Source organism: [Clostridium] saccharolyticum WM1, assembly GCF_000144625.1.
Classification (GTDB): domain Bacteria; phylum Bacillota; class Clostridia; order Lachnospirales; family Lachnospiraceae; genus Lacrimispora; species Lacrimispora saccharolytica.
The window spans coordinates 4,471,904-4,491,801 of record NC_014376.1 but is presented as its reverse complement, the minus strand read 5'-3'; the positions used below and the strand labels follow the sequence as shown (position 1 = coordinate 4,491,801).

Genomic DNA, 19,898 nt, shown 5'->3' with positions numbered 1-19,898 from the left:
TCAGTGGGCAAATTTCTGGTCTGACGAACAGAAATCATATCAAGCTATGCATGAGGGTAAGACTGTGCTACAAGTTGAAGCCCGATAACTACACAGAATCATGTATGGTAAATGTGGAAGATAGATGGAGAGTAGGAACGTATGAGTACACGGGGAGGTCTGCATGGCATGCTCTGAAAAGAGTAACTATAATCGTAAGGTAATACTGAACATGCAGAAGTCAGCAGATGTCATAATAGCTGAGAGGTGAAGGATCAAATCAATAGGAGTCCCAAGTATAACCGTGAAAGGAGGAGTGGCTGATGTAGGCAGAAAACTCTGAAAACAGAGACTGTCCGCAAAGAGATAGTGCGGAACATAAAGGGTATGCGGAAGTGCGGAGGTAAATCCGCTCGATATGGAAAGAAAAGGACAGTGCACAGCCGGAGCTCTTGGAGAAGATACTGTACAAAGATAATCTTAAAAGAGCTTTTAAGAGGGTAAAGGCAAAAAAAGGGAGCACCGGAAATCTTGGCTTTGTATTGGGAAGGAACGGAAATGGCATATATGTCAGTTTCGCCCAAAGTCATGGAAGAAGTTTTAGTCTAAACTGAGAGAACTTTCTTCCCGGAGGCCTGCTCAGAACATACGACTAGCATTGGATAAGGTAAAGGCATATGTAAGAGGCTGGCTTAACTATTATGAAATAGCAAGTATGAAGAACCCTATTAAGGATATCAACGGTTGGCTCTACCATTGAATACATATGTGTATTTGGAAACAATGGAAGAAGCCAAACGCAAAAAAGAAAACCTTGTAAACTTGGAGTATCCAAAGACTTGTCATTTAAAACGGCTAATAGCCGGAGAGGTTACTGGTTTGTGACAAATACAATGACGGTCAATATAACATTAATAAAAGAAAGACGGATACATAGTGGCTTTTATGATTTAGCCAATGCATATCAGTCTGTGCACATCAACTATTGAAAGCGCCGTGTACCGAATGGTATGCACGGTGCTGTGAGAGGACGGCGGTTAGTCACCACCTCCTACTCGATTAGAACATATCATTTACTGACTGCATTATACTGCAAGATACCCGGTTTTGACTACATTTAGGCGGTTATAGACGGTAATGCAAAAGTCTTAAGGATCTCGATTCTAAGCGTTAAAAGTACGGATTTTTGTGGGCGTATGGAAATTAAGAAATAAAACCCGTTGCATTTCTTCTGTTTTTCTGTTATATTGATTTGTTAAACGGTGAGTGGAGAGGACTTCAGGATGTTTTTATATCAGATTAAGGAAAACCATGTGAGGATACTGGGCTGCCGGGGATACGACGGGTCCATACGGATCCCGGAGAAGATCGGGGATATGCCGGTGACAGAGCTGGCGGCCTATGCATTTTCCAATGGCTGGGGAAAAGAGGAGATGCTGTCATCGGCAGGGAATGAGATATCCTTGTGTGATGAAGAAGGCAAACCTGAGGAAATAGATGAGAAAGATCTTCCGCCGGAAATAAGCTGTGACAGGCTGAAGGATATCTATTTGCCTCATACGATTAGAAAAATAGGAAACTATGCATTCTATAATTGTTATGAGTTAGGCCATGTGGAATGCTTCAGCTCTATTTTTGATGTGGGGTCCGGATTGTTTACCGGATGTTCGGGAATCCGGTTTTTGGATATTCATATCATGGATGGTGGGCGCTCCTGCATGAAAGAGCTGCTGGCAGAATTACGTCAGGAGCTCTATGTTAATTATTACTGTTCCAAAGGGGAGGCAAGGCTGGTATTCCCTGAAATGTTTGAGGAATCTGTGGAGCATACGCCGGCCAGGATCATTCTCCGGGAAATGCATGGGTGCGGCCATATGTACCGCTACTGCTTTGATCATACGGAGTTTCAGTTTCACAAATATGATGCCCTGTTTCCTCACATCCTGGTGCAGGAGCCGGAGCGGGTAACTGCGGCTCTGGTTCTTGGAAGGCTGTATACTCCTGTGGATCTTCTTAATAAGTACAGGCAGGGATACGAGGCATACTTAAAGGAGCATTTTAAGGGAGCGGCAAGGCTGGCACTAGAGGAAAGGGATCCGGCTCTTTTCCTTTGGCTTGCAGAAACCTACGGCCATAACCAGGAGGACTTTGACGGAATGGTGGATCTGGCAGGCAATGAGGACAGGCCGGAGGTCCTAAGTGTACTTATGAAGCTTCGCCGGAAGCGTTTTACCACAGGGAAACGGAGGTTTTCCCTTTAAAATAATCCTACGGAAGAAGGTGGAAACGTGATAGATCCGGTAAGACAAAGGCAGCTTGATGAACTGGCGGAGGTGGAACTGGGCCATGAGATACTCTCTAATGCCAGAAATGAACTATATTTAGGCTTCCGGTATCTGGATGTAGCCCTAAGCAGTCTCGGTTTTGAAGCCGATCATGCAGGACGGGGCGTGGGTACGGACGGGTTTTTGATCTATTATCAGCCGGAGCATTTGTTTTCCATATATAAAAGGAGCCGTATTCTGGTAAACAGGGCCTGCCTGCATATGCTGTTTCACTGCCTGTTCTGTCATTTAAGCGGCAGAGGAAAGCGGGATAAGAAATATTGGGATCTGGCCTGTGATATTACCATAGAGTCCATTCTGGATGGGTTATATGCAAAGTCTGTATACCGGCATCAGACCCCTTACCGCAGAGAGATATACGGCGGGCTTTCTAAAAAGCGAAGGGTCTTTACCGCGGAGGGAATATATCAGGACCTTCAGGATATGAACATGACCGCACAACAGTATGAACGGATGGCGGCGGAATTTTATGTGGACAACCATGACCGGTGGGAATCTGATGAAAGCCCCAGGTCCCAGATGGAACGCCAGAATAAATGGCAGGACATCCGGGAAAAGATGCAGACAGAAATGGAGTCTTTTGGGGAAAAGAAGGAGGAGTCGTCAAGAAATCTTCTGGAACAGATAAGGGTGGAAAACCGGGAAAAATATGATTATAAGAAGTTTTTGAGAAAGTTTGCGGTGTTAAGGGAGGAAGCGGAGGTCGATCCGGACTCCTTTGATCCTGTGTTTTATACCTACGGCTTGTCTCTTTACCGGAATATGCCTCTTATTGAGCCATTGGAAACAAAAGAGGTGTACAGGATCGAGGATTTTGTGATCGTGATTGATACATCCATGTCCGTATCAGGAGATTTGGTGCGGAATTTTCTTCAGGAAACCTATGGTGTTCTTGGGGAGTCGGAAAGTTATTTCAGGAAGATCAATATCCATATCATCCAATGCGACGAAGAAATCCGATCGGATGTGACCATCACAAGCAGGGAAGAAATGGAAGACTATATGGAGCATTTCACTTTATCCGGATTTGGAGGAACGGATTTTCGTCCAGCCTTTGAATATGTGAATGGTCTTTTGAACAAGGGAGCTTTTCAAAAACTCAGGGGCCTTTTGTATTTCACCGACGGAAAAGGGATATATCCCTTGAAAATGCCCCCCTATGATACGGCCTTTGTTTTTATGGAGGATCAGTATGAGGATATTTCTGTACCGGGCTGGGCCATGAAGGTGATCCTTCGGTCAGAAGATCTGGAAGTTACGTGACGGGAGATTTTAACATGAATATTAAACGAGCAAAAGAAGAAATTAAGAATACCATAGAAGCTTATCTGCTAAAGGATGCATACGGAGCCTATGAGATACCGGCGGTCCAGCAAAGACCGGTGTTTCTCATGGGCCCTCCCGGAGTGGGAAAGACTCAGATCATGGGACAGGTGGCCAGGGAATGCGGAATTGGTTTGGTAGCTTATACCATCACCCATCATACACGTCAGAGTGCGGTGGGACTCCCCTTTATCAATGAGAAGGAGTTTGGAGGAAATGTCTGCCGGGTAACGGAATACACCATGAGCGAGATCGTGGCGTCCATATACAATAAAATTGAAGATACCGGTCTGAAGGAAGGGATCCTGTTCATTGATGAGATCAACTGTGTTTCCGAAACTCTTGCACCCACCATGCTTCAGTTTCTCCAGTATAAGACCTTTGGTAACCACAGGATCCCTGACGGCTGGGTCCTTGTAACGGCCGGAAATCCGCCGGAATATAACAAGTCAGTCCGGGATTTTGATGTGGTGACCTTAGACCGTTTGAAGCTTATTCACGTGGAACCGGATTTTGAGGTTTGGAAGGCCTATGCCTATGAGCAGTCCATCCATCCGGCGGTCATATCTTATTTGAATGCCAGAACAGAATATTTCTGCAGGATCGAAACTACCGTGGATGGTAAATTTTTTGCCACACCCAGGGGCTGGGAAGACCTATCAAAATTCATTGAAATATATGAGCGTCTGGGGAAGAAGGCGGATCGGGATGTGGTGGGAGAGTATATCCAGTTTCCTGTGATAGCCAAGGACTTCGCCAATTATCTGGAGATCTATTATAAATACCGGGATGATTACCAGATCGATGAAATCCTGACGGGCATTATCCGGGAAAGCTTGTGCAACAGGCTGAAACGGGCGCCGTTTGACGAGAAATTAAACGTCATGGGTCTTTTGTTGTCCAGATTGGGGCAGAGCTTCCGGAGCGTATCCCATCAGGGAGACAAAACAGAACTTCTTCTGGAGGAGCTGAAGAAATTAAGTCCAAAAGCCGGCAGCAGCCAAGATGCCTCCATGGCAGACCGGCTGGAGGCCTTAAGGGTCCAATGGAACGGGGAATGGGAGAGAAAGCGGAGCGCAGGCCTGCTAAACAGGAGAGAGGATTATTTGCGCAGGGATGTGGAAGCCCTTCTTCTTCAGTATGAGGAAGTCCTTCGCAGAGATGAGAATCAGGAGAATGAGACGGCCTGGAACAGGATACGTGAGATGTTTGAAGAGGAAAAGGCCAGGTATGATTCCTTATCTGAAGAGGCAGGAAACGCATTGGAGCATGCCTTTGATTTTATGGAAGCTGCCTTTGGGGACGGTCAGGAAATGGTGGTGTTTTTAACGGAGCTAAATACCGGATTTTACAGCGTTAAATTTTTAAAGGAATACGATTGTGAACGGTATTACCAATACAATGAGCGGCTGTTGTTCAAAGACCGGGAGAATGAGATAAAGGCAAGGATTGATGGTTTAGGAAAATAATGTATAAAAACCAGAAAGCTACTCCATAATAAGAAAGAAAAGGAGGTAGTGCCATGAGAAATAATGCATTAAGTTACACAGCTCTGACCTTAGCCATTATTGGTGCGGTAAACTGGGGGCTGGTAGGTTTCTTTAATTTCAACCTGGTGTCATTTATTTTCGGCAGCATGACATGGATCACGAGAATCGTGTATGCCCTGGTAGGAATTTGCGGGTTATACCTGCTTACCTTTTATGGCCGTTCAGAAGCCGAAACAGAAAAATAGCTAATGATTTAAACAGGGGCATTGCAGCAGGTTGGTATTACTTACCGTGCTGCGGTGCCTTCCATCATTTCATGGGGCATTCTTGGAAGCAGAGTCCCCGTTTTACATACAGACTAGATGATCGCATATGCCCCGTATACAGACCGGGTATGAGTTGTCAGCCATATGGAATTGTGATAGAATTAACTAACCAAACATCCAATCACAGGAGGGAATTATGTTCTTTATATGCGGCATGAGTCAGGGAAAAAAACTGCTCGATTATACCAAAACAGTCATCTGCGGACTGTGCGGGGGTTACGGCAGATACCAGGTGTTTATGACCTTTCGTTATGTTAGTGTTTTTTTCATTCCCATCCTAAAATGGGACCGGCATTATTACGTTCAAATGTCCTGCTGTAATACCATTTATGAACTGAACCAGGAAAAGGGAAAAAAAGTAAGCCGTGGAGAGTCTGTGGACATCAGCGAACAGGATCTGTCTCTGGTGCAGTCCGGCCACCGGACTTCAGACTGGGGCAGAAAGCAATGCTCCCACTGCGGCTATGAAACCGCAGAGGATTTTGAATACTGTCCCAAATGCGGACAGAGATTTTAAATGGAGGAAAGGAAGTATGGAGATAAAAAAGATAACTTCCGTATCTGTTAGTACATGCTTCTCCTGTATGCACTGCATTTCCGTCTGTCCCGCGGGAGCCGGAAGCGTAGACCAGTTAAAGATATCCAAACTCTCTCGGGCACTGGCAGAAGAGTATAGAGAGGAAGGAAAGTGAACGGTTTCTATTTCGCTCTAAATGATGATATCGTTAAGGGTTCTTTTTGGTACATAATGGATCTGGTTTTCATCCCGGTAATAGCGGGTATCACCATTCTCCTTCACCGGTACCATAACCACCTCTTCCTTGGGCTTTCCAAGGGCAAGGACTAAATCGATGGAATACCTGGAAGGATCAATGGAAAGTGCTTCTGCCAGGTGCGGTCTTTGTACATTTGCCAATATACAGCCGCCGTATCCTTTTTCCGCCGCACCAAGCATGATGGTCTGCGCGGCGATCCCATCATCATACAGCTTGTTTTTTCCCAGGGATAAGTCGCATAAAATAATGATATAGGCAGAAGGGCGTTCCCCCTTTTCCGGTCCATTCCAGTCCGGCAGAGCACCTGCCCAGCCTAAGGCAGGAAATACCTTATCCGTTTCCTCTGGAGTGCTGCACAGCCGGAACTTCAGGGCCTGGGAATTGGCCGTTGACGCGGTAAGCCGGGCTAAATCCACCAGATCTCTTAAATCTGTCATGGAAATGGCTTCATCCTCATAAAATCGGCGGAAGGTGCGGCATTTGGAAACCAGTTCTTTTAACATTTTAATTCCTCCTTTTGTTTTTTATGTGTCAGCTTATCTTAAAAGTATAGCAGGTATTCACCCGGCCTGCAATGGACAGGAGGAAGGAAAGAACCACGGCGGGATCGTATCCGGTATAGAAAAAACAGGCTGGTATCTGCCCGGATCTTAAACAGAGAGGGACTGGCCTTTATTTGTTTAAAATGTGACTTTGGGAAGGGATATCAGGCAGAAGATAGGGGAAAGCTTTGATATGGCCGCATAATTGTCCTTTTTTGTCGAAAACACAGTGGTAAAATGTTACAAATATTTTTTGATTTTTCAGCCAATTATTGTCATATTTTTAGAGTGGACAAAATTGGAATCAATGGGATAAATAAAATACAAGAGCATAATTTCATAATTTATCTTCGGTCCTTCCCCGGTCGATTGTCATTTAGTTTTAAGATTTTGCTTATTTTTACGGTTGGAAAAAGGTGTAAAGGGACCATTGACTTTATTTTCTTAAGGTGCTAAACTTGGACTCGGCTTCAAGGACATAGGTCAACAGGAAGCCGCGGCAAACAAAGAACAATAACACCTATGTAGTCGCAAGGAGGAGAATTATTATGAAATTAACAGCAAAGAAACTGGTACTTACAGGAGCAGCCGTATTAACCATGGCATCCATCTCTGCATGTGGCAGCACCAAGACTGCTGAAACAACAGCAGCCACAGAAGCAGCCATCACAACGGAAGCTACCACAGAGGAAGCAACCACTGCAAATGAGTCTAAGGAAGTTGTAGAAGAATCCAAAACAGAAGAAGTTTCCTTAGAGGAATCTTCCGATGAGGAGAGCAGCGAAGAAGCTGATGCTGATGCAGCAGAATCAGAGTCTGCAGAAGCAGAATCCACAAAAGCAGCAAACTAATCGGCTGAATTATTAAATCGGTCAGGAATGTAAAATTTCCGGGGCGGGGACAATTGTTCCCGCCCTTTTTGCATCCGCCTGCTATGCAGAGTGATATCGGTTGTGATATAATTTTTTCAAACAGCCATAAAAGGAGGTCTTTTCCAATGAAAATCACCTATATCCATCACAGCGCATTTCTGGTGGAGCTTAAGACAGTGGCCCTGCTGTTTGATTACACAGAGGGTACCCTGCCAAAGATCAATGACAAGATGCCCCTTCTGGTATTTGCAAGCCACCGCCATGGGGACCATTTTTCTGAAAAAATATTTGGGCTTATGAAAGAGCATGAAAAAACCAGATACATCCTGTCGGATGATATCTCAAAGGGGCGGCTGCCTGCGGAGCTTTCCAGTGAGGCAGTTTTTATGAAGCCCGGAGAAAAGACCGGCTTCTGTATTTTTAAAGAGGGATTATCAGGCCCCGTCTCTGGAGACAAAAAGGGGGAAGTAAAAATTTTTACCCTTCGTTCCACAGATGAAGGCGTAGCATTTCTGGTAAAAGCGGAGGAAAGGGTCATTTACCATGGAGGGGATTTAAACAACTGGAGATGGGAAGGAGAACCCGATGACTGGAATGACCGTATGGCACAGCAGTATTCCGTGGAAGTAGACAAGCTGGATGGCATGGACATTGATGCGGCCTTTCTCCCTCTGGATCCCAGACAGGAGAAGGCTTTCTGCCTTGGTTTTGATGAATTCATGAGAAAGACCAGGGTAAACCATGTGTTTCCCATGCACTTCTGGGGAGATTTTTCCGTCATTGGCAGGCTGAAGGATTTGGAAATTTCTGCACCATACAGAGAAAGGATTGTAAATATCCGGGAAGACGGGGAATGCTTTGAAATCGGGCAGGAGATAAACTCTTATGGAAAATGAGATGGAACAGCCGGGGGATCTGACCGCGGAGGAACAGAGAGAGGTTTTGGAGGCAGCCATGCAGGCTGGGCATATCTTGTTGGAGAACGGAGCGGAGATCTTCCGTGTGGAGGAGACCATGGACCGTATCTGCCGCCACTATGGGATAAGGTCCGGGAATTCTTTTGTCCTCAGCAATGGGATTTTTACCACCTCCGGCAATGAAAGAGAAGAAATATTTGCAAAGGTCCAGCACATTCCGGTAAGCGGGACTCACTTGGATCGGGTGGCGGCGGTAAACCAGTTATCCAGGGAGATCGAAAAGGGCCGCCTAAGCCCCGGTGACGTAAGACAGCGGCTGGATCAGATCCGGATCATGCCGGGTAAATCAAAGATCATGCAGATCCTGGCCTCCGGCATTGGAAGTGCCTGTTTCTGCTATCTGTTTGGAGGTAATTTAAAAGACAGCTTTTCGGCATTTGGCTCAGGAATTCTTCTATATGTTTATGTAATCTTTGTAAGCAGCCCTCATCTTTCCAAGATCGTGGGAAACATCGGGGGAGGAGCCCTGGTGACCTTTATTTGTACGGTTCTGTATCTGCTTCATTTTGGAGAACATTTGAATTTCATGATCATCGGTTCCATCATGCCTCTGATCCCTGGGGTGGCATTTACCAATGCCATTCGGGATATTGCAGACGGTGATTATATCTCAGGCTCCGTTCGGATGCTGGATGCGCTGCTGGTATTTTTCTGCATAGCCATGGGCGTTGGGCTGGTTTTCAGCCTGTTTCACCGGCTGACAGGAGGTGTGCTTTTATGAGCGTGATTGCGGAAGCCGCCGCAGCAGTTACCGGAACGGTTGCGTTTTCCCTTTTATTCGGGGTGCCGGGAAGATTTTATCCTTATTGCGGCCTGATCGGCGGATCCGGCTGGCTTGTATATGCCGGGCTTATGAATGGAGTGACGGCTCCGTCAGCCGCGCTGGCAGCCACCATTGTCGTGATCCTTCTGTCCAGGACCTTTGCCGTAAGGGAGCGCTGTCCGGTGACTATTTTTTTAATATCCGGTATATTTCCCCTGGTGCCTGGGGCCGGAGTATACTGGACCGCTTATTATATCGTGACGAATGAACTGGAGCTTGCGGTTCGGACCGGTTTTCTTGCCCTTAAGGTGGCGGTTGCCATTGTTCTTGGCATAGTCTTTGTTTTTGAACTGCCTCAGGGTTTTTTTCGATTTGCTGCAAAGAAACAGGTGCAATCGGACGATATATGAAATGTCCCGTAATGTCCTGCAGGATACCGAATGAACATGCTTGCATGATTATTTGGAGGCTGCTGCGGCAACTACAGGAAATACGCGATGCAAGTTTCCTGTAGTTTACAGAATGAAAAGAGAAGGGAAGGAATAGAAGATGATTTGGATTAAAAATGCTCATGTGGTTGACCCTGGGAACCAGGTGGAAGGAAACATGGATATCTGTATTGCAGACGGAAAAATCGCAGGTGTGGGAGAACAGATAAAGCTGGATGCCTTTCCGGCCTCCAAAGAGGATGTGGTGATTGACGCTTCCGGTTTTATTGTTGCCCCAGGATTTGTTGATGTCCATGTCCATTTCCGGGATCCAGGGCTTACATATAAAGAGGATATTCAGACCGGAGCCAGAGCCGCAGCAAAAGGAGGGTTTACAGCGGTAGTCTGTATGGCCAATACCAAGCCTCCCGTTGACAACCTGGAGACCCTTCAATATGTGGAGCGGGAAGGGAAGAAAACAGGCATCCATGTTCTGCAGGCAGCGGCAGTATCCAAAGGGCTTCTAGGGAGAGAACTGACGGATATGGAGGAGTTAAAGGCCCATGGGGCCGTAGGATTTACCGATGACGGAATCCCTCTTCTTGATGAAAAGCTGGTAAAGGAGGCCATGGAACGGGCGGCTGAACTTAACGTTCCGCTGAGCTTTCACGAGGAGGACCCTGCATTTATCGAAAATAATGGGATCAACCACGGCAGGGTGTCCGATGTGCTAGGGATCTTTGGCTCTCCCGCCCTGGCGGAGGACTGCCTAGTTGCCAGGGACTGTATGATTGCCCTTCATACCGGTGCAGCGGTGGATATCCAGCATATCAGTTCCGCCGCTTCGGTAAAGATGGTGAAGCTTGCAAAGGAGCTGGGGGCACAGGTTTATGCGGAGGTAACGCCTCATCATTTCACCCTGACAGAGGACGCCGTCTTAACGCATGGAACCCTGGCGAAAATGAATCCCCCCCTTCGGACAGAAGAGGACAGAATGGCCATTATCCAGGGGCTAAAGGATGGAAGCATTGATATCATTGCAACGGATCACGCACCCCACAGCGCTGAGGAAAAAGCAAAGAAGCTGACGGAAGCGCCTAGCGGAATCATCGGTCTTGAAACGGCTTTGGGGCTGGGGGTGACTAATCTGGTCCGTCCCGGCCATCTGACCATGATGCAGCTGATGGAGAAAATGAGTTTAAATCCTTCCAGGCTGTACCGGCTGGATTTTGGCTTCATTAAAGAAGGAGGGGCCGCGGATCTGGTGATTTTCGACCCGAAGGAAGAATGGACCGTAGGAGAATATGTATCAAAATCCTCCAACTCTCCGTTTACAGGTGAAAGGCTGTTTGGAAGAGTAAAATATACCATTTGCAGCGGGAGGATCGTCTATCAGGATGAAAAGGACTGATTGCAGCTGGTTCAATAAGACTTTTCGTGAAAGGAGCCAAAAAGGGAAGAGGATATGGAGATAAAGGTACAGGAACCCACAGCCGCCGGGGCTCCCATTGGCGAGACTGGGGCTGGGGATATTCAAAGGGCTGTTGAGGAAGCGGACATAAGGGGAAAAATCGAAGCCGGAGAACGGTTTATGGAAGAGCTGAGCCGTAATGTTGAGGAAAGCCGTGAGAAAACCAGCCGGGAAAACAACGAGGATACCAGGGATACCAGAGAGGCCAGGCCGGGCAGGGATACGGATAAGGCATCCCTGTCGGAAGAAAGTGCATATTATAAGCTAAGTCCCGAGGAACTCACAGATCTTGATAAAATGTGGGGAAAGGAAAATGCGGATCTGGCGTGGGCGGATATCCTGGCCTGGAGTCCTTCTGCTGCAAAGAATTTTTCCGATGAACTGGCTGCTCTGGCAGGGATTTATAAGGAACTGCTCCGTGCCATACTTGCGAATACCATGGCAGGAGTACAGGAGGGTCAGCTTGCTGCACTGGATGCCGTCTTATCAGATATTCTTATGAAGGTACTGGAAGCCCGCATGGGGGAGTTGGGAACGCTTCTCGGAAAATATGGCTCCCAAAGCTCCATGATAGCCTTAAAAGCCGCACTTTACCGCAGCGTCACGGGAAATACCTTAAGCCCCGGAGAACTGGAATTGGTTTTTAAAGGTCAGCCGGGGAGTGCCGGGGATCTGACTTCATTCAATCCGGGCAGTATCAGAATTCCGGTCAACGAATCGGGAAATGACGGAGAACAGGGAATGATCTACCAGCCAGCCGGGGAGGGGCGGATCAAGAATGATCCCCAGTATGCCCAGCGTATGCGAAGGGAAGTACCCATATCCGTTCTGGATGGAATGGGAATTCCCGGAAGTAAGCCGGATAAGGCCCAGGGGGTTCAGACCTCTATTACCTCCATGGGGAAAAATCCGGTTTATTCTTCCGATGATCTTGAATCTGCGGAGCGTTTTGCAGGGTATATAAACCGCCGTGGAAATCTGTTAAAGGCCTCCGGCCTTTCCGGGGGAAGTGAGGAGCTTTATGGGTTTCTGGCGGCTGTGATGGCAATGAAATCCCAAACCTATGGGGCTTATTCCGGAATCAACAAAGGGCTGGCCGCGGATCTGCGGGAAGCCGTTGACCGGATGATCGACTACTATATACAGGATGCTTTTAAGCAGTCAGAGAGCATCATGAAAAGGTCTGGAAGCAGGAGTCCCCTTTTTCAGCCAAGGGCGGCCTATAAGGTCTACTATTACATGATGAACCTCTATCAGACCACCAGGGATTTGAGGGAGACTGTAAATAAGGGAATAAGACATGCTTATCAGCAGTTTCTGAAGAACAAGGAATGCCTGGAGGACAGGAAAGATTCCGGTTCCTTTTTTACCAGGGAGAAAAAAGATCCAAGGGAAGACTGGAAAGAGGGAAAAAAGATTGTGGAAAGGGACTGGAAGGAGTTTCTGTCCTTTATGGGAAGAGAGGATCTGGGCGGGATCCCCATTGGAATCATGGAACTCAGTCCATGGGGAATGCTTGCGGAGCCTGAGCCGCCTTCAGAACGAGGGGGACGTACAGCAACCCCGGTTTTCCTGGCTGGGGCTGGGATCGTCATTCTTATCCTGATTTTATTTTTCTCTTTTTTTTAAATAGCGGCAATCTAATTTTTATAACTGCAAATTTCTTCTTTACAGAAACTTCTTCTTTACAGAAACGCTTTACTGTGCTACCATGGTAGCACATGAAAAACAAGAGGAGGATGCAATTATGAAAAAAAAGATTTTATTAGCAGCAGTGTTTGGAGCAGCAGTCCTGGCCAGTGGTTGTTCCGGTCAAAAGAATGCGGTTACAGCTTCTGCGGCTTCCGATCCGGCAGCATCAACAACGAAGGAATCAGCAAATGAAACGGCAAAAGAAACAGAAGCAGGAAAAAAGGAAGAAGCCGGCACCGGCACCTTTACGGTTGGATTTGATCAGGATTTCCCGCCTATGGGCTTTGTAGGAGAAAACGGAGAATATACCGGTTTTGATCTGGAGCTGGCACAGGAGGTAGCAAACCGCCTTGGTAAGAAATTTGTTCCTCAGCCTATTGCCTGGGATGCCAAGGACATGGAGCTGGAATCCGGAAACATTGACTGTATCTGGAATGGCTTTACCATTACAGGGCGTGAAGAAGGCTATACCTGGACAAAGCCTTATATGGAAAACAGCCAGGTGTTTGTGGTGGGAAAGGATTCCAGCATCAAGACTCTGGCAGACTTATCAGGAAAGATCGTTGAAGTACAGGCGGATTCCTCTGCAGAAAAGGCATTGCAATCGGATGAAAAGCTGGCCGGTACCTTTGGTACTCTTCAGACAACACCGGATTACAATACAGCCTTTATGGATTTGGAAATGGGCGCAGTGGATGCCATTGCCATGGACGTGATCGTGGCGGCTTATCAGATTGAGCAGAGAAAAGCAGATTTTATTATATTGGATGAAGCGCTTGCCGCAGAGGAATACGGGGTAGGCTTTAAGAAAGGCAATGAAACATTAAGAGACCAGGTTCAGGAACAGCTGGAAGCTATGTCAGCGGATGGGACTCTTAAAAAGATCTCAGAAAAGTGGTTTGGCAAAGATGTAACAACGGTAAAATAAGAAAAAGAAAAAGGAGTTCCGGTCCCGGTTTTATGGGCCGGACTTCATTTGCGCCAGCAATGATTTGAGGAGATGTGCGTGCATATTCAGCCGGTCAATGCCGTGGCAATTAGAAAAACCGGAATAGCGTGTTTTTCTTAGTTTTTCAGAGAACATGGAGGAGAAATCATGACTTTAACGAAGATATTATTACAACTGGCCGGGGGGATGTGGGTCAGCATCCAGATCTTTGTGGTTACCCTGGTCTTTTCACTGCCCCTGGGGCTTTTGGTATCCTTTGGAAGGATGTCAAAAAACCCTGTTGTACAGGCCATTGTTAAATTTTATATTTCAGTCATGAGAGGAACTCCGCTGATGCTTCAGTTGATGGTGGTTTATTTTGGCCCCTATAATTTATTCGGTATGAAGGTGGGAAACGGGTACCGCCTCTGGGCCGCATTCATTGGTTTTGTTTTCAACTATGCAGCGTATTTTGCGGAAATATACCGAAGCGGGATCCAGTCCATGCCGGTAGGGCAGTATGAGGCCGCTAAGCTTTTGGGTTATTCAAAAACCCAGACCTTTTTCCGTATCATATTTCCCCAGGTGGTGAAACGGATCCTGCCGTCTGTGACCAATGAGGTCATTACTCTGGTGAAGGACACATCCCTGGCCTTTACCATCAGCGTTTTAGAGATGTTTGCAGTTGCCAAGGCCCTGGCTTCTTCCCAGACAAGTCTTATTCCCTTTGTGGCGGCAGGATTATTCTATTATATATTCAACCTTATCGTTGCGGTGGGGATGGAATACATAGAAAAACGGATGAACTATTATCAATAGGAGGATGAGAAGATGTACTTACTGGAAATGAACCATGTGAAAAAGGCATTTGATGGCCAGGGCGTGCTTCGGGATATCTCCCTGTCGGTAGAGGAAGGGGAGATCGTATCCATCATCGGTCCTTCCGGTTCGGGAAAATCCACCCTGCTTCGGTGCGCCACCATGTTGGAACAGATGGATGGAGGCGAGCTTAATTATTTGGGAGAAAAGGCCGCATGGAACGGGCCCGATGGAAAGGCTGTTTATGCCAAAGGGGAAAAGCGGAAAGAAATACAAAAAAATTACGGCCTGGTATTCCAGAACTTTCACCTATTTCCCCATATGACGGTTTTAAAAAACATTACGGATGCTCCCATTCATGTGCAGAAACGGGATAAGGAAGAGGTTCTTTCTGAAGCCATGGAGCTTCTTCGCAAGATGGGGCTGGAGGATAAAGCAGAAGCCTATCCCTGTCAGCTTTCCGGGGGACAATGCCAGCGTGTGGCCATAGCAAGGGCCCTGGCCTTGAATCCAAGGATCCTGTTTTTTGATGAACCCACCTCCGCTCTGGACCCGGAGCTGACGGGAGAAGTGTTAAAGGTCATCAAATCCCTGGCAGATATGCACATCACTATGGTCATTGTGACTCATGAAATGGCCTTTGCCAGGGATATATCAGACCGTGTCATTTTTATGGCGGACGGTGTGATCGTCGAGGAAGGAACACCGGAAAAAGTATTTTCCTCCGGCAACCAGCGTACTCAGAGTTTCTTGGGAAGGTATGGAGAAATTCTGTAGGAAATGGAATAGGCGGGTTGTATTTTATTGCTCAAAACGACAGTTATCCACAATAATGTGGAAATAATTGTGGATTGATTGTTAATGTCTGAAAACACGACAAAATATTACAAATCATTACAAGATATTCTTATTTTAAATATACAGATCTGAAGCAAAGTAAGTCTGACTCTTCCTTATTCCAAGTCAGGTATTAAGCAAAAGAGTGTTGGGCAATTATCACAAAAATGGCCGGAGCTTCGGGCTTCGGCCAGAGAATTAGACTTTAATTTAACATTAAAATTGTATAATTCAGAATAGCTGCAAATATGCACCATAAAAGGTATGGGATCTGTAGGTATGCTGCTACAGGATTTATTTTATAAAACTGCTGGATCATTAGAATGATTAGAATGATTAGTAATATTAACCATAAAAATGCAAGTAAATATTGAGAAAAGCCAAAGAAAATAATACTCCAGCAAAAGTTAACAAATAGTTGAATTCCATAAAGGATCAAGGCTTTCCCAGAGCTTGCATTTCCTGAGACAAAAATCAGGTATGATGATATTCCCATCAAAATATAAAGGAACGTCCATACAACAGAAAATATATAGGCCGGAGGGCTGAATGAAGGTTTATTCAGGGAAGAATACATGGACATATTCCCGCTGATAAGAGCAGATAAAGATCCGATCGCTAATGGAATAAGAATTGATATTATGAGAACACTTTTATTTTGCGGCTTCATATAACGCACCCCAGGGATATTTATGACAATATATGATATTACGTTAAATGATATGCCGAATAATTACTTTCCTTTCTTAAATTGTGATGCCGCTACTGGCTTGAGTATAAAATACGCCCAGCAGCCCGGTGCTGTCAGCACCGGGTGTTTTTGGTTCAAAGCTTAAGTGTGAGGGTGCTTACACTTTCCTGGCAAGGAAAGCAGGCGCTCTCTATAAAATAGCAGAAGCGAGAATTTTGTCAAATTCTCTAATGTCTACAGACTTATTTAAGTTGATCTTAATGTGCCCTGCACGCGTCCACAATTCTACTTCGGAGTTAATATCCAATAATTTGCCTGCATTTTCTGTTGAGTACATATTAATTGAGGAATATGGCAAGGAATAGATTTCAACTTTCTTCCCGGTGATCCCTTGCGCATCTCTTACTATAAGTCTCTTATTTGTAAAAATAGCAACATCCCGGATTGTTTTGTAGGCGTGCAAGGCGGTTTCTCCATCAATTAGCATACCTTGCACATCATTAGGGATCGGGCATTTTGAAGAGAACGTCCAAGTCATCATTGTTTGTAATTCATTTACAGCCATAATCATTTCACCTTTTCTTTCGTTTTATTAAAAATATAGAAGATTGAAAACCTTAAAACTGTTTCCGTTTTCTGATTGTTCATAACTTATAGTATAAGGAAAATTGGAAAAATTTACAAGTAGAGAATAGTAAATTCCAAGCTCGCTATTTTCGTGAGTGAATTATATCATTTTCTGCCTGCATTTTGACTGCATTTAGGTGGTAAAACCTGGTGAGACTGTAAGTCTCTAAAACCTCGATTTTAAGCGGAAAACTACCATTTTTAGGCAAATATTAAAATTACTTAAGAAAAAAGATAAAGATTTTTCACAAACGCATGATATACTAAATGTGGAATCATAGGTAATTTAGGAAAGAAAGAAGAGGATGCTTATGAAGAAAACATGGATGATAGTAATGGCTGTATGCGCGGCATTTTTATTTACAGCCTGTGGAAAATCAGAAAAGAATACGGAAAGTGTGGCCAATACGGGAACGGAAACCACGGCTCCCGCCACCGAAGCTACGGAAGCAGTCAGCCAGGAAGCTCCGGGCAATGGAGCAGAATTTAAGATTTTAACGGGTAAGGTGAGAGAGGTTGCGGATAATCTAGGGTCCATGACCATCCAAAGCGGAGACAAGGAATTGATTTTTGATTTAAGCGGTGCCGGTGTGGAAACTACTTTTGCGCTGGAACCGGAGGTGACCGTCACCGTCATTTATAAAGGCGAGATCTCTGGGTCCGATGCTGCCAATGCCAAGCCTGTTCTGATATTGGATGGACAGGAGAACATGAAGGTGCAGGAGTTGACAGGAAGTGTTGTGGACCAGGCCATGAGTACCTTTACCATTCAACCAGAATCCGGTACAGAGGTTGGTTTTATAAAAGACAACTGCGAAGGACTGGACTCTGATGTCCTTGGAACCGCTGCCAATGACAGTAACGGCAGCGGAGCAAAGGTGAAGGTGACCTATGTGACCGTGACTTATGATGCAGGGAGTATGTCCAATTTTCCCTTAAGGGTGGAAGCTGTAAAATAAAATCATGAACCCCCCGGGTTTGCAGGCATGATTTTCGTAATGGCGGCATATACGGCAGCCGGGATTTATGAAATCGGCCGTTGGGAAGCTCTAAGTTGATGGAACTTCATAAAAAGCTTGCAAATTCGGGATTTTCATGTACAATAATAGAGATGACAGAAGAAGGGGCCAATGGACCCCTATTTTGATGATTTTGGCTATCTGGAGGCGGACTGAAAACAGGAAGGTCAAGCTGCCGGAGGACATAGCGGACGATAACCAGATTGCAGAAAGGGAATTTAAGATGATCAGTGCACATAACGTAACATTAAGACTGGGGAAAAAGGCATTGTTTGAAGAGGTAAACATTAAGTTTACCGAAGGCAACTGCTATGGGATGATCGGCGCCAACGGTGCTGGAAAGTCCACGTTCCTTAAAATTCTTTCCGGTGAATTGGAGCCTACAAACGGCGATATCGTCATAACGCCGGGACAGAGACTTTCCTTTTTAAAACAGGACCACTTTAAATACGATGGCTTCCAGGTGCTTGATACCGTTATCATGGGGAATGCCAGACTTTATGAGATTATGAAAGAAAAAGATGCCATCTACATGAAAGAGGATTTCACTGATGAAGACGGCATAAAGGCAGCAGAGCTGGAAGGAGAATTTGCCACCATGAATGGCTGGGAGGCAGAATCCGATGCGGCGAATCTCTTAAACGGCCTTGGGATCGAGACCGATCTTCACTACAAATATATGAGTGAATTGGACGGCGGTTCAAAGGTGAAGGTACTCCTTGCCCAGGCATTGTTTGGAAACCCGGACATCCTGCTGCTTGACGAGCCCACCAACCACCTGGATTTAGATGCCATTGCATGGCTTGAGGAATTCCTCATTAACTTCGAAAATACAGTGATCGTGGTTTCCCACGACCGCTACTTCTTAAATAAGGTCTGCACCCATATCGCCGACATTGACTACGGAAAAATCCAGCTTTACGCAGGGAACTATGATTTCTGGTATGAATCCAGCCAGTTGATGGTAAAGCAGATGAAGGAAGCCAACCGGAAAAAAGAAGAAAAGATCAAGGAGCTGCAGGAGTTTATCCAGCGTTTCTCTGCCAATGCCTCTAAGTCCAAGCAGGCGACTTCCAGAAAACGGGCTCTGGAGAAGATTGAACTGGATGACATTAAGCCATCCAGCCGGAAATATCCTTATATTGATTTCCGTCCGGCACGTGAGATCGGAAATGAGGTGGTTACTGTTAATGGTTTATCAAAGACCATTGACGGAGTGAAGATTTTAGACAACATCTCCTTTACCTTAACCCGTGAGGATAAGGTTGCATTGGTGGGACCCAATGAGCTTGCAAAGACCATTCTTTTCAAGATTCTTTCAGGAGAAATGGAACCTGATGAGGGTGATTACAAGTGGGGCCTTACCACCAGCCAGTGCTATTTTCCAAAGGACAATTCAGCGGAATTTGACAACGATGATACCATCGTAGACTGGCTGACCCAGTATTCCCCGGAAAAGGAAGCCACCTATGTACGCGGATTCCTTGGCCGTATGCTGTTTGCCGGAGAGGATGGAGTAAAGAAGGTACGGGTATTGTCCGGTGGGGAAAAGGTGCGCTGTATGCTTTCCAAGCTGATGATTTCCGGAGCCAATGTTCTGCTTCTTGACGAGCCTACGGACCACTTGGATATGGAATCCATCACAGCCCTTAACAATGGTCTGGTTAAATTCCAGGGAGTTCTGATTTTCTCCTCCCGTGACCACCAGATCGTTGAGACCACGGCCAACCGCATCATGGAGATCGTAAACGGGCAGCTGATCGATAAGATCACAACCTATGACGAGTATCTGGCAAGTGATGAAATGGCTCGTAAGAGGCAGGTATTCACCTTGACCGAGGAGCAGGAAGAAGAGAATAAATAGATCGTGATTTAAAGGGTTCGCAGTCTGGCACTTAAATGGTCAGGCTGCTTCTTTTATTTAGGGAAGCAGAAAGTTTGCTGTTAAAAAAGAAGGATTTTCCACTTGATACTGTGCTGTGATTGCACAATG

20 protein-coding genes and 1 pseudogene are annotated in these 19,898 nt (G+C 45.9%); 18 read left to right on the top strand and 3 right to left on the bottom strand.

Features of this window, described 5'->3' with window-relative positions; translation table 11 throughout:
* Positions 1-509: 509 nt before the first annotated feature.
* The 7 genes and pseudogenes from CLOSA_RS23745 to CLOSA_RS22795 form a co-directional block, all read left to right on the top strand.
* A pseudogene (locus CLOSA_RS23745) lies at positions 510-968 on the top strand (group II intron maturase-specific domain-containing protein); the annotation flags it as partial.
* A 294-nt stretch (positions 969-1,262) separates the two neighbouring features.
* Positions 1,263-2,240, top strand: coding sequence for a leucine-rich repeat protein (locus CLOSA_RS20825; protein ID WP_013274705.1), 978 nt, complete (start codon positions 1,263-1,265; stop codon positions 2,238-2,240).
* 27 nt (positions 2,241-2,267) lie between these two features.
* Positions 2,268-3,587, top strand: coding sequence for a vWA domain-containing protein (locus CLOSA_RS20820; RefSeq protein ID WP_013274704.1), 1,320 nt, complete (start codon positions 2,268-2,270; stop codon positions 3,585-3,587).
* Positions 3,588-3,601: 14 nt separating this feature from the next.
* Entirely contained in the window at positions 3,602-5,116 is a 1,515-nt protein-coding gene (locus tag CLOSA_RS20815) for an ATP-binding protein (RefSeq protein ID WP_013274703.1), read from the top strand.
* A 53-nt stretch (positions 5,117-5,169) separates the two neighbouring features.
* Complete coding sequence (locus CLOSA_RS20810; protein ID WP_013274702.1) at positions 5,170-5,382, top strand: DUF378 domain-containing protein; 213 nt, start codon at positions 5,170-5,172, stop codon at positions 5,380-5,382.
* Positions 5,383-5,599: 217 nt separating this feature from the next.
* Positions 5,600-5,980: a zinc ribbon domain-containing protein gene (locus CLOSA_RS20805; RefSeq protein WP_013274701.1), complete on the top strand. Its 381-nt coding sequence runs from the start codon at positions 5,600-5,602 to the stop codon at positions 5,978-5,980.
* A 16-nt stretch (positions 5,981-5,996) separates the two neighbouring features.
* A complete protein-coding gene (locus CLOSA_RS22795; RefSeq protein ID WP_013274700.1) occupies positions 5,997-6,155 on the top strand; it encodes a hypothetical protein in 159 nt (52 codons plus the stop codon).
* Positions 6,156-6,172: 17 nt separating this feature from the next.
* Here CLOSA_RS22795 and CLOSA_RS20800 read toward each other — a convergent pair whose 3' ends face one another.
* Positions 6,173-6,742 (bottom strand): nitroreductase family protein, encoded by a 570-nt coding sequence (locus tag CLOSA_RS20800; RefSeq protein WP_013274699.1) that lies wholly within the window; start codon positions 6,740-6,742, stop codon positions 6,173-6,175.
* A gap of 587 nt (positions 6,743-7,329) precedes the next feature.
* Between CLOSA_RS20800 and CLOSA_RS20795 the strand changes: the two genes are divergently transcribed.
* The 9 genes from CLOSA_RS20795 (at position 7,330) to CLOSA_RS20755 (ending at position 15,508) form a co-directional block, all read left to right on the top strand.
* Positions 7,330-7,632 carry a hypothetical protein gene (locus tag CLOSA_RS20795; protein WP_013274698.1) on the top strand — a complete coding sequence of 101 codons (303 nt, stop codon included), beginning with the start codon at positions 7,330-7,332 and terminating at the stop codon, positions 7,630-7,632.
* 146 nt (positions 7,633-7,778) lie between these two features.
* Entirely contained in the window at positions 7,779-8,549 is a 771-nt protein-coding gene (locus CLOSA_RS20790; RefSeq protein ID WP_013274697.1) for an MBL fold metallo-hydrolase, read from the top strand.
* The gene (locus CLOSA_RS20785) at positions 8,539-9,351 is read left to right on the top strand and encodes a threonine/serine exporter family protein (RefSeq protein ID WP_013274696.1); all 813 of its coding nucleotides are present in this window, start codon (positions 8,539-8,541) and stop codon (positions 9,349-9,351) included. The genes CLOSA_RS20790 and CLOSA_RS20785 overlap by 11 nt, the downstream gene beginning before the upstream one ends.
* Positions 9,348-9,803, top strand: a complete 456-nt coding sequence (locus tag CLOSA_RS20780; RefSeq protein WP_013274695.1) for a threonine/serine exporter family protein — start codon at positions 9,348-9,350, stop codon at positions 9,801-9,803. Before CLOSA_RS20785 ends, CLOSA_RS20780 begins: the two co-directional genes overlap by 4 nt.
* Before the next feature lie 139 nt (positions 9,804-9,942).
* Positions 9,943-11,232 carry a dihydroorotase gene (locus CLOSA_RS20775; RefSeq protein WP_013274694.1) on the top strand — a complete coding sequence of 430 codons (1,290 nt, stop codon included), beginning with the start codon at positions 9,943-9,945 and terminating at the stop codon, positions 11,230-11,232.
* A 54-nt stretch (positions 11,233-11,286) separates the two neighbouring features.
* A complete protein-coding gene (locus CLOSA_RS20770; RefSeq protein ID WP_013274693.1) occupies positions 11,287-12,921 on the top strand; it encodes a flagellar protein FliT in 1,635 nt (544 codons plus the stop codon).
* Positions 12,922-13,039: 118 nt separating this feature from the next.
* Positions 13,040-13,912 carry an amino acid ABC transporter substrate-binding protein gene (locus tag CLOSA_RS20765; RefSeq protein ID WP_013274692.1) on the top strand — a complete coding sequence of 291 codons (873 nt, stop codon included), beginning with the start codon at positions 13,040-13,042 and terminating at the stop codon, positions 13,910-13,912.
* Positions 13,913-14,080: 168 nt separating this feature from the next.
* Positions 14,081-14,731: an amino acid ABC transporter permease gene (locus CLOSA_RS20760; RefSeq protein WP_013274691.1), complete on the top strand. Its 651-nt coding sequence runs from the start codon at positions 14,081-14,083 to the stop codon at positions 14,729-14,731.
* Between the two features lie 12 nt (positions 14,732-14,743).
* On the top strand, positions 14,744-15,508 hold the full coding sequence (locus CLOSA_RS20755) for an amino acid ABC transporter ATP-binding protein (protein ID WP_013274690.1): 765 nt from the start codon (positions 14,744-14,746) through the stop codon (positions 15,506-15,508).
* A gap of 265 nt (positions 15,509-15,773) precedes the next feature.
* Here CLOSA_RS20755 and CLOSA_RS23625 read toward each other — a convergent pair whose 3' ends face one another.
* Both CLOSA_RS23625 and CLOSA_RS20745 read right to left on the bottom strand, forming a co-directional pair.
* Entirely contained in the window at positions 15,774-16,238 is a 465-nt protein-coding gene (locus CLOSA_RS23625; protein WP_041708733.1) for a TspO/MBR family protein, read from the bottom strand.
* 211 nt (positions 16,239-16,449) lie between these two features.
* A complete protein-coding gene (locus CLOSA_RS20745; protein ID WP_013274688.1) occupies positions 16,450-16,824 on the bottom strand; it encodes a PH domain-containing protein in 375 nt (124 codons plus the stop codon).
* Positions 16,825-17,197: 373 nt separating this feature from the next.
* On the opposite strand from CLOSA_RS20745, the gene CLOSA_RS20740 reads away from it, so the two are divergent.
* The gene (locus tag CLOSA_RS20740) at positions 17,198-17,845 is read left to right on the top strand and encodes a hypothetical protein (RefSeq protein ID WP_013274687.1); all 648 of its coding nucleotides are present in this window, start codon (positions 17,198-17,200) and stop codon (positions 17,843-17,845) included.
* Positions 17,846-18,128: 283 nt separating this feature from the next.
* Positions 18,129-19,769 (top strand): ABC-F family ATP-binding cassette domain-containing protein, encoded by a 1,641-nt coding sequence (locus CLOSA_RS20735; protein ID WP_041709544.1) that lies wholly within the window; start codon positions 18,129-18,131, stop codon positions 19,767-19,769.
* Positions 19,770-19,898 lie beyond the last annotated feature (129 nt).

Excerpts from the sequence above, each read along its gene's own strand:
- CLOSA_RS20825 (WP_013274705.1), top strand. The coding sequence starts at position 1,263 with ATGTTTTTATATCAGATTAAGGAAAACCATGTGAGGATACTGGGCTGC.
- CLOSA_RS20815 (WP_013274703.1), top strand. The coding sequence starts at position 3,602 with ATGAATATTAAACGAGCAAAAGAAGAAATTAAGAATACCATAGAAGCT.
- CLOSA_RS20810 (WP_013274702.1), top strand. The coding sequence starts at position 5,170 with ATGAGAAATAATGCATTAAGTTACACAGCTCTGACCTTAGCCATTATT.
- CLOSA_RS20805 (WP_013274701.1), top strand. The coding sequence starts at position 5,600 with ATGTTCTTTATATGCGGCATGAGTCAGGGAAAAAAACTGCTCGATTAT.
- CLOSA_RS22795 (WP_013274700.1), top strand. The coding sequence starts at position 5,997 with ATGGAGATAAAAAAGATAACTTCCGTATCTGTTAGTACATGCTTCTCC.
- CLOSA_RS20800 (WP_013274699.1), bottom strand. The coding sequence starts at position 6,742 with ATGTTAAAAGAACTGGTTTCCAAATGCCGCACCTTCCGCCGATTTTAT.
- CLOSA_RS20795 (WP_013274698.1), top strand. The coding sequence starts at position 7,330 with ATGAAATTAACAGCAAAGAAACTGGTACTTACAGGAGCAGCCGTATTA.
- CLOSA_RS20790 (WP_013274697.1), top strand. The coding sequence starts at position 7,779 with ATGAAAATCACCTATATCCATCACAGCGCATTTCTGGTGGAGCTTAAG.
- CLOSA_RS20785 (WP_013274696.1), top strand. The coding sequence starts at position 8,539 with ATGGAAAATGAGATGGAACAGCCGGGGGATCTGACCGCGGAGGAACAG.
- CLOSA_RS20780 (WP_013274695.1), top strand. The coding sequence starts at position 9,348 with ATGAGCGTGATTGCGGAAGCCGCCGCAGCAGTTACCGGAACGGTTGCG.
- CLOSA_RS20775 (WP_013274694.1), top strand. The coding sequence starts at position 9,943 with ATGATTTGGATTAAAAATGCTCATGTGGTTGACCCTGGGAACCAGGTG.
- CLOSA_RS20770 (WP_013274693.1), top strand. The coding sequence starts at position 11,287 with ATGGAGATAAAGGTACAGGAACCCACAGCCGCCGGGGCTCCCATTGGC.
- CLOSA_RS20765 (WP_013274692.1), top strand. The coding sequence starts at position 13,040 with ATGAAAAAAAAGATTTTATTAGCAGCAGTGTTTGGAGCAGCAGTCCTG.
- CLOSA_RS20760 (WP_013274691.1), top strand. The coding sequence starts at position 14,081 with ATGACTTTAACGAAGATATTATTACAACTGGCCGGGGGGATGTGGGTC.
- CLOSA_RS20755 (WP_013274690.1), top strand. The coding sequence starts at position 14,744 with ATGTACTTACTGGAAATGAACCATGTGAAAAAGGCATTTGATGGCCAG.
- CLOSA_RS23625 (WP_041708733.1), bottom strand. The coding sequence starts at position 16,238 with ATGAAGCCGCAAAATAAAAGTGTTCTCATAATATCAATTCTTATTCCA.
- CLOSA_RS20745 (WP_013274688.1), bottom strand. The coding sequence starts at position 16,824 with ATGGCTGTAAATGAATTACAAACAATGATGACTTGGACGTTCTCTTCA.
- CLOSA_RS20740 (WP_013274687.1), top strand. The coding sequence starts at position 17,198 with ATGAAGAAAACATGGATGATAGTAATGGCTGTATGCGCGGCATTTTTA.
- CLOSA_RS20735 (WP_041709544.1), top strand. The coding sequence starts at position 18,129 with ATGATCAGTGCACATAACGTAACATTAAGACTGGGGAAAAAGGCATTG.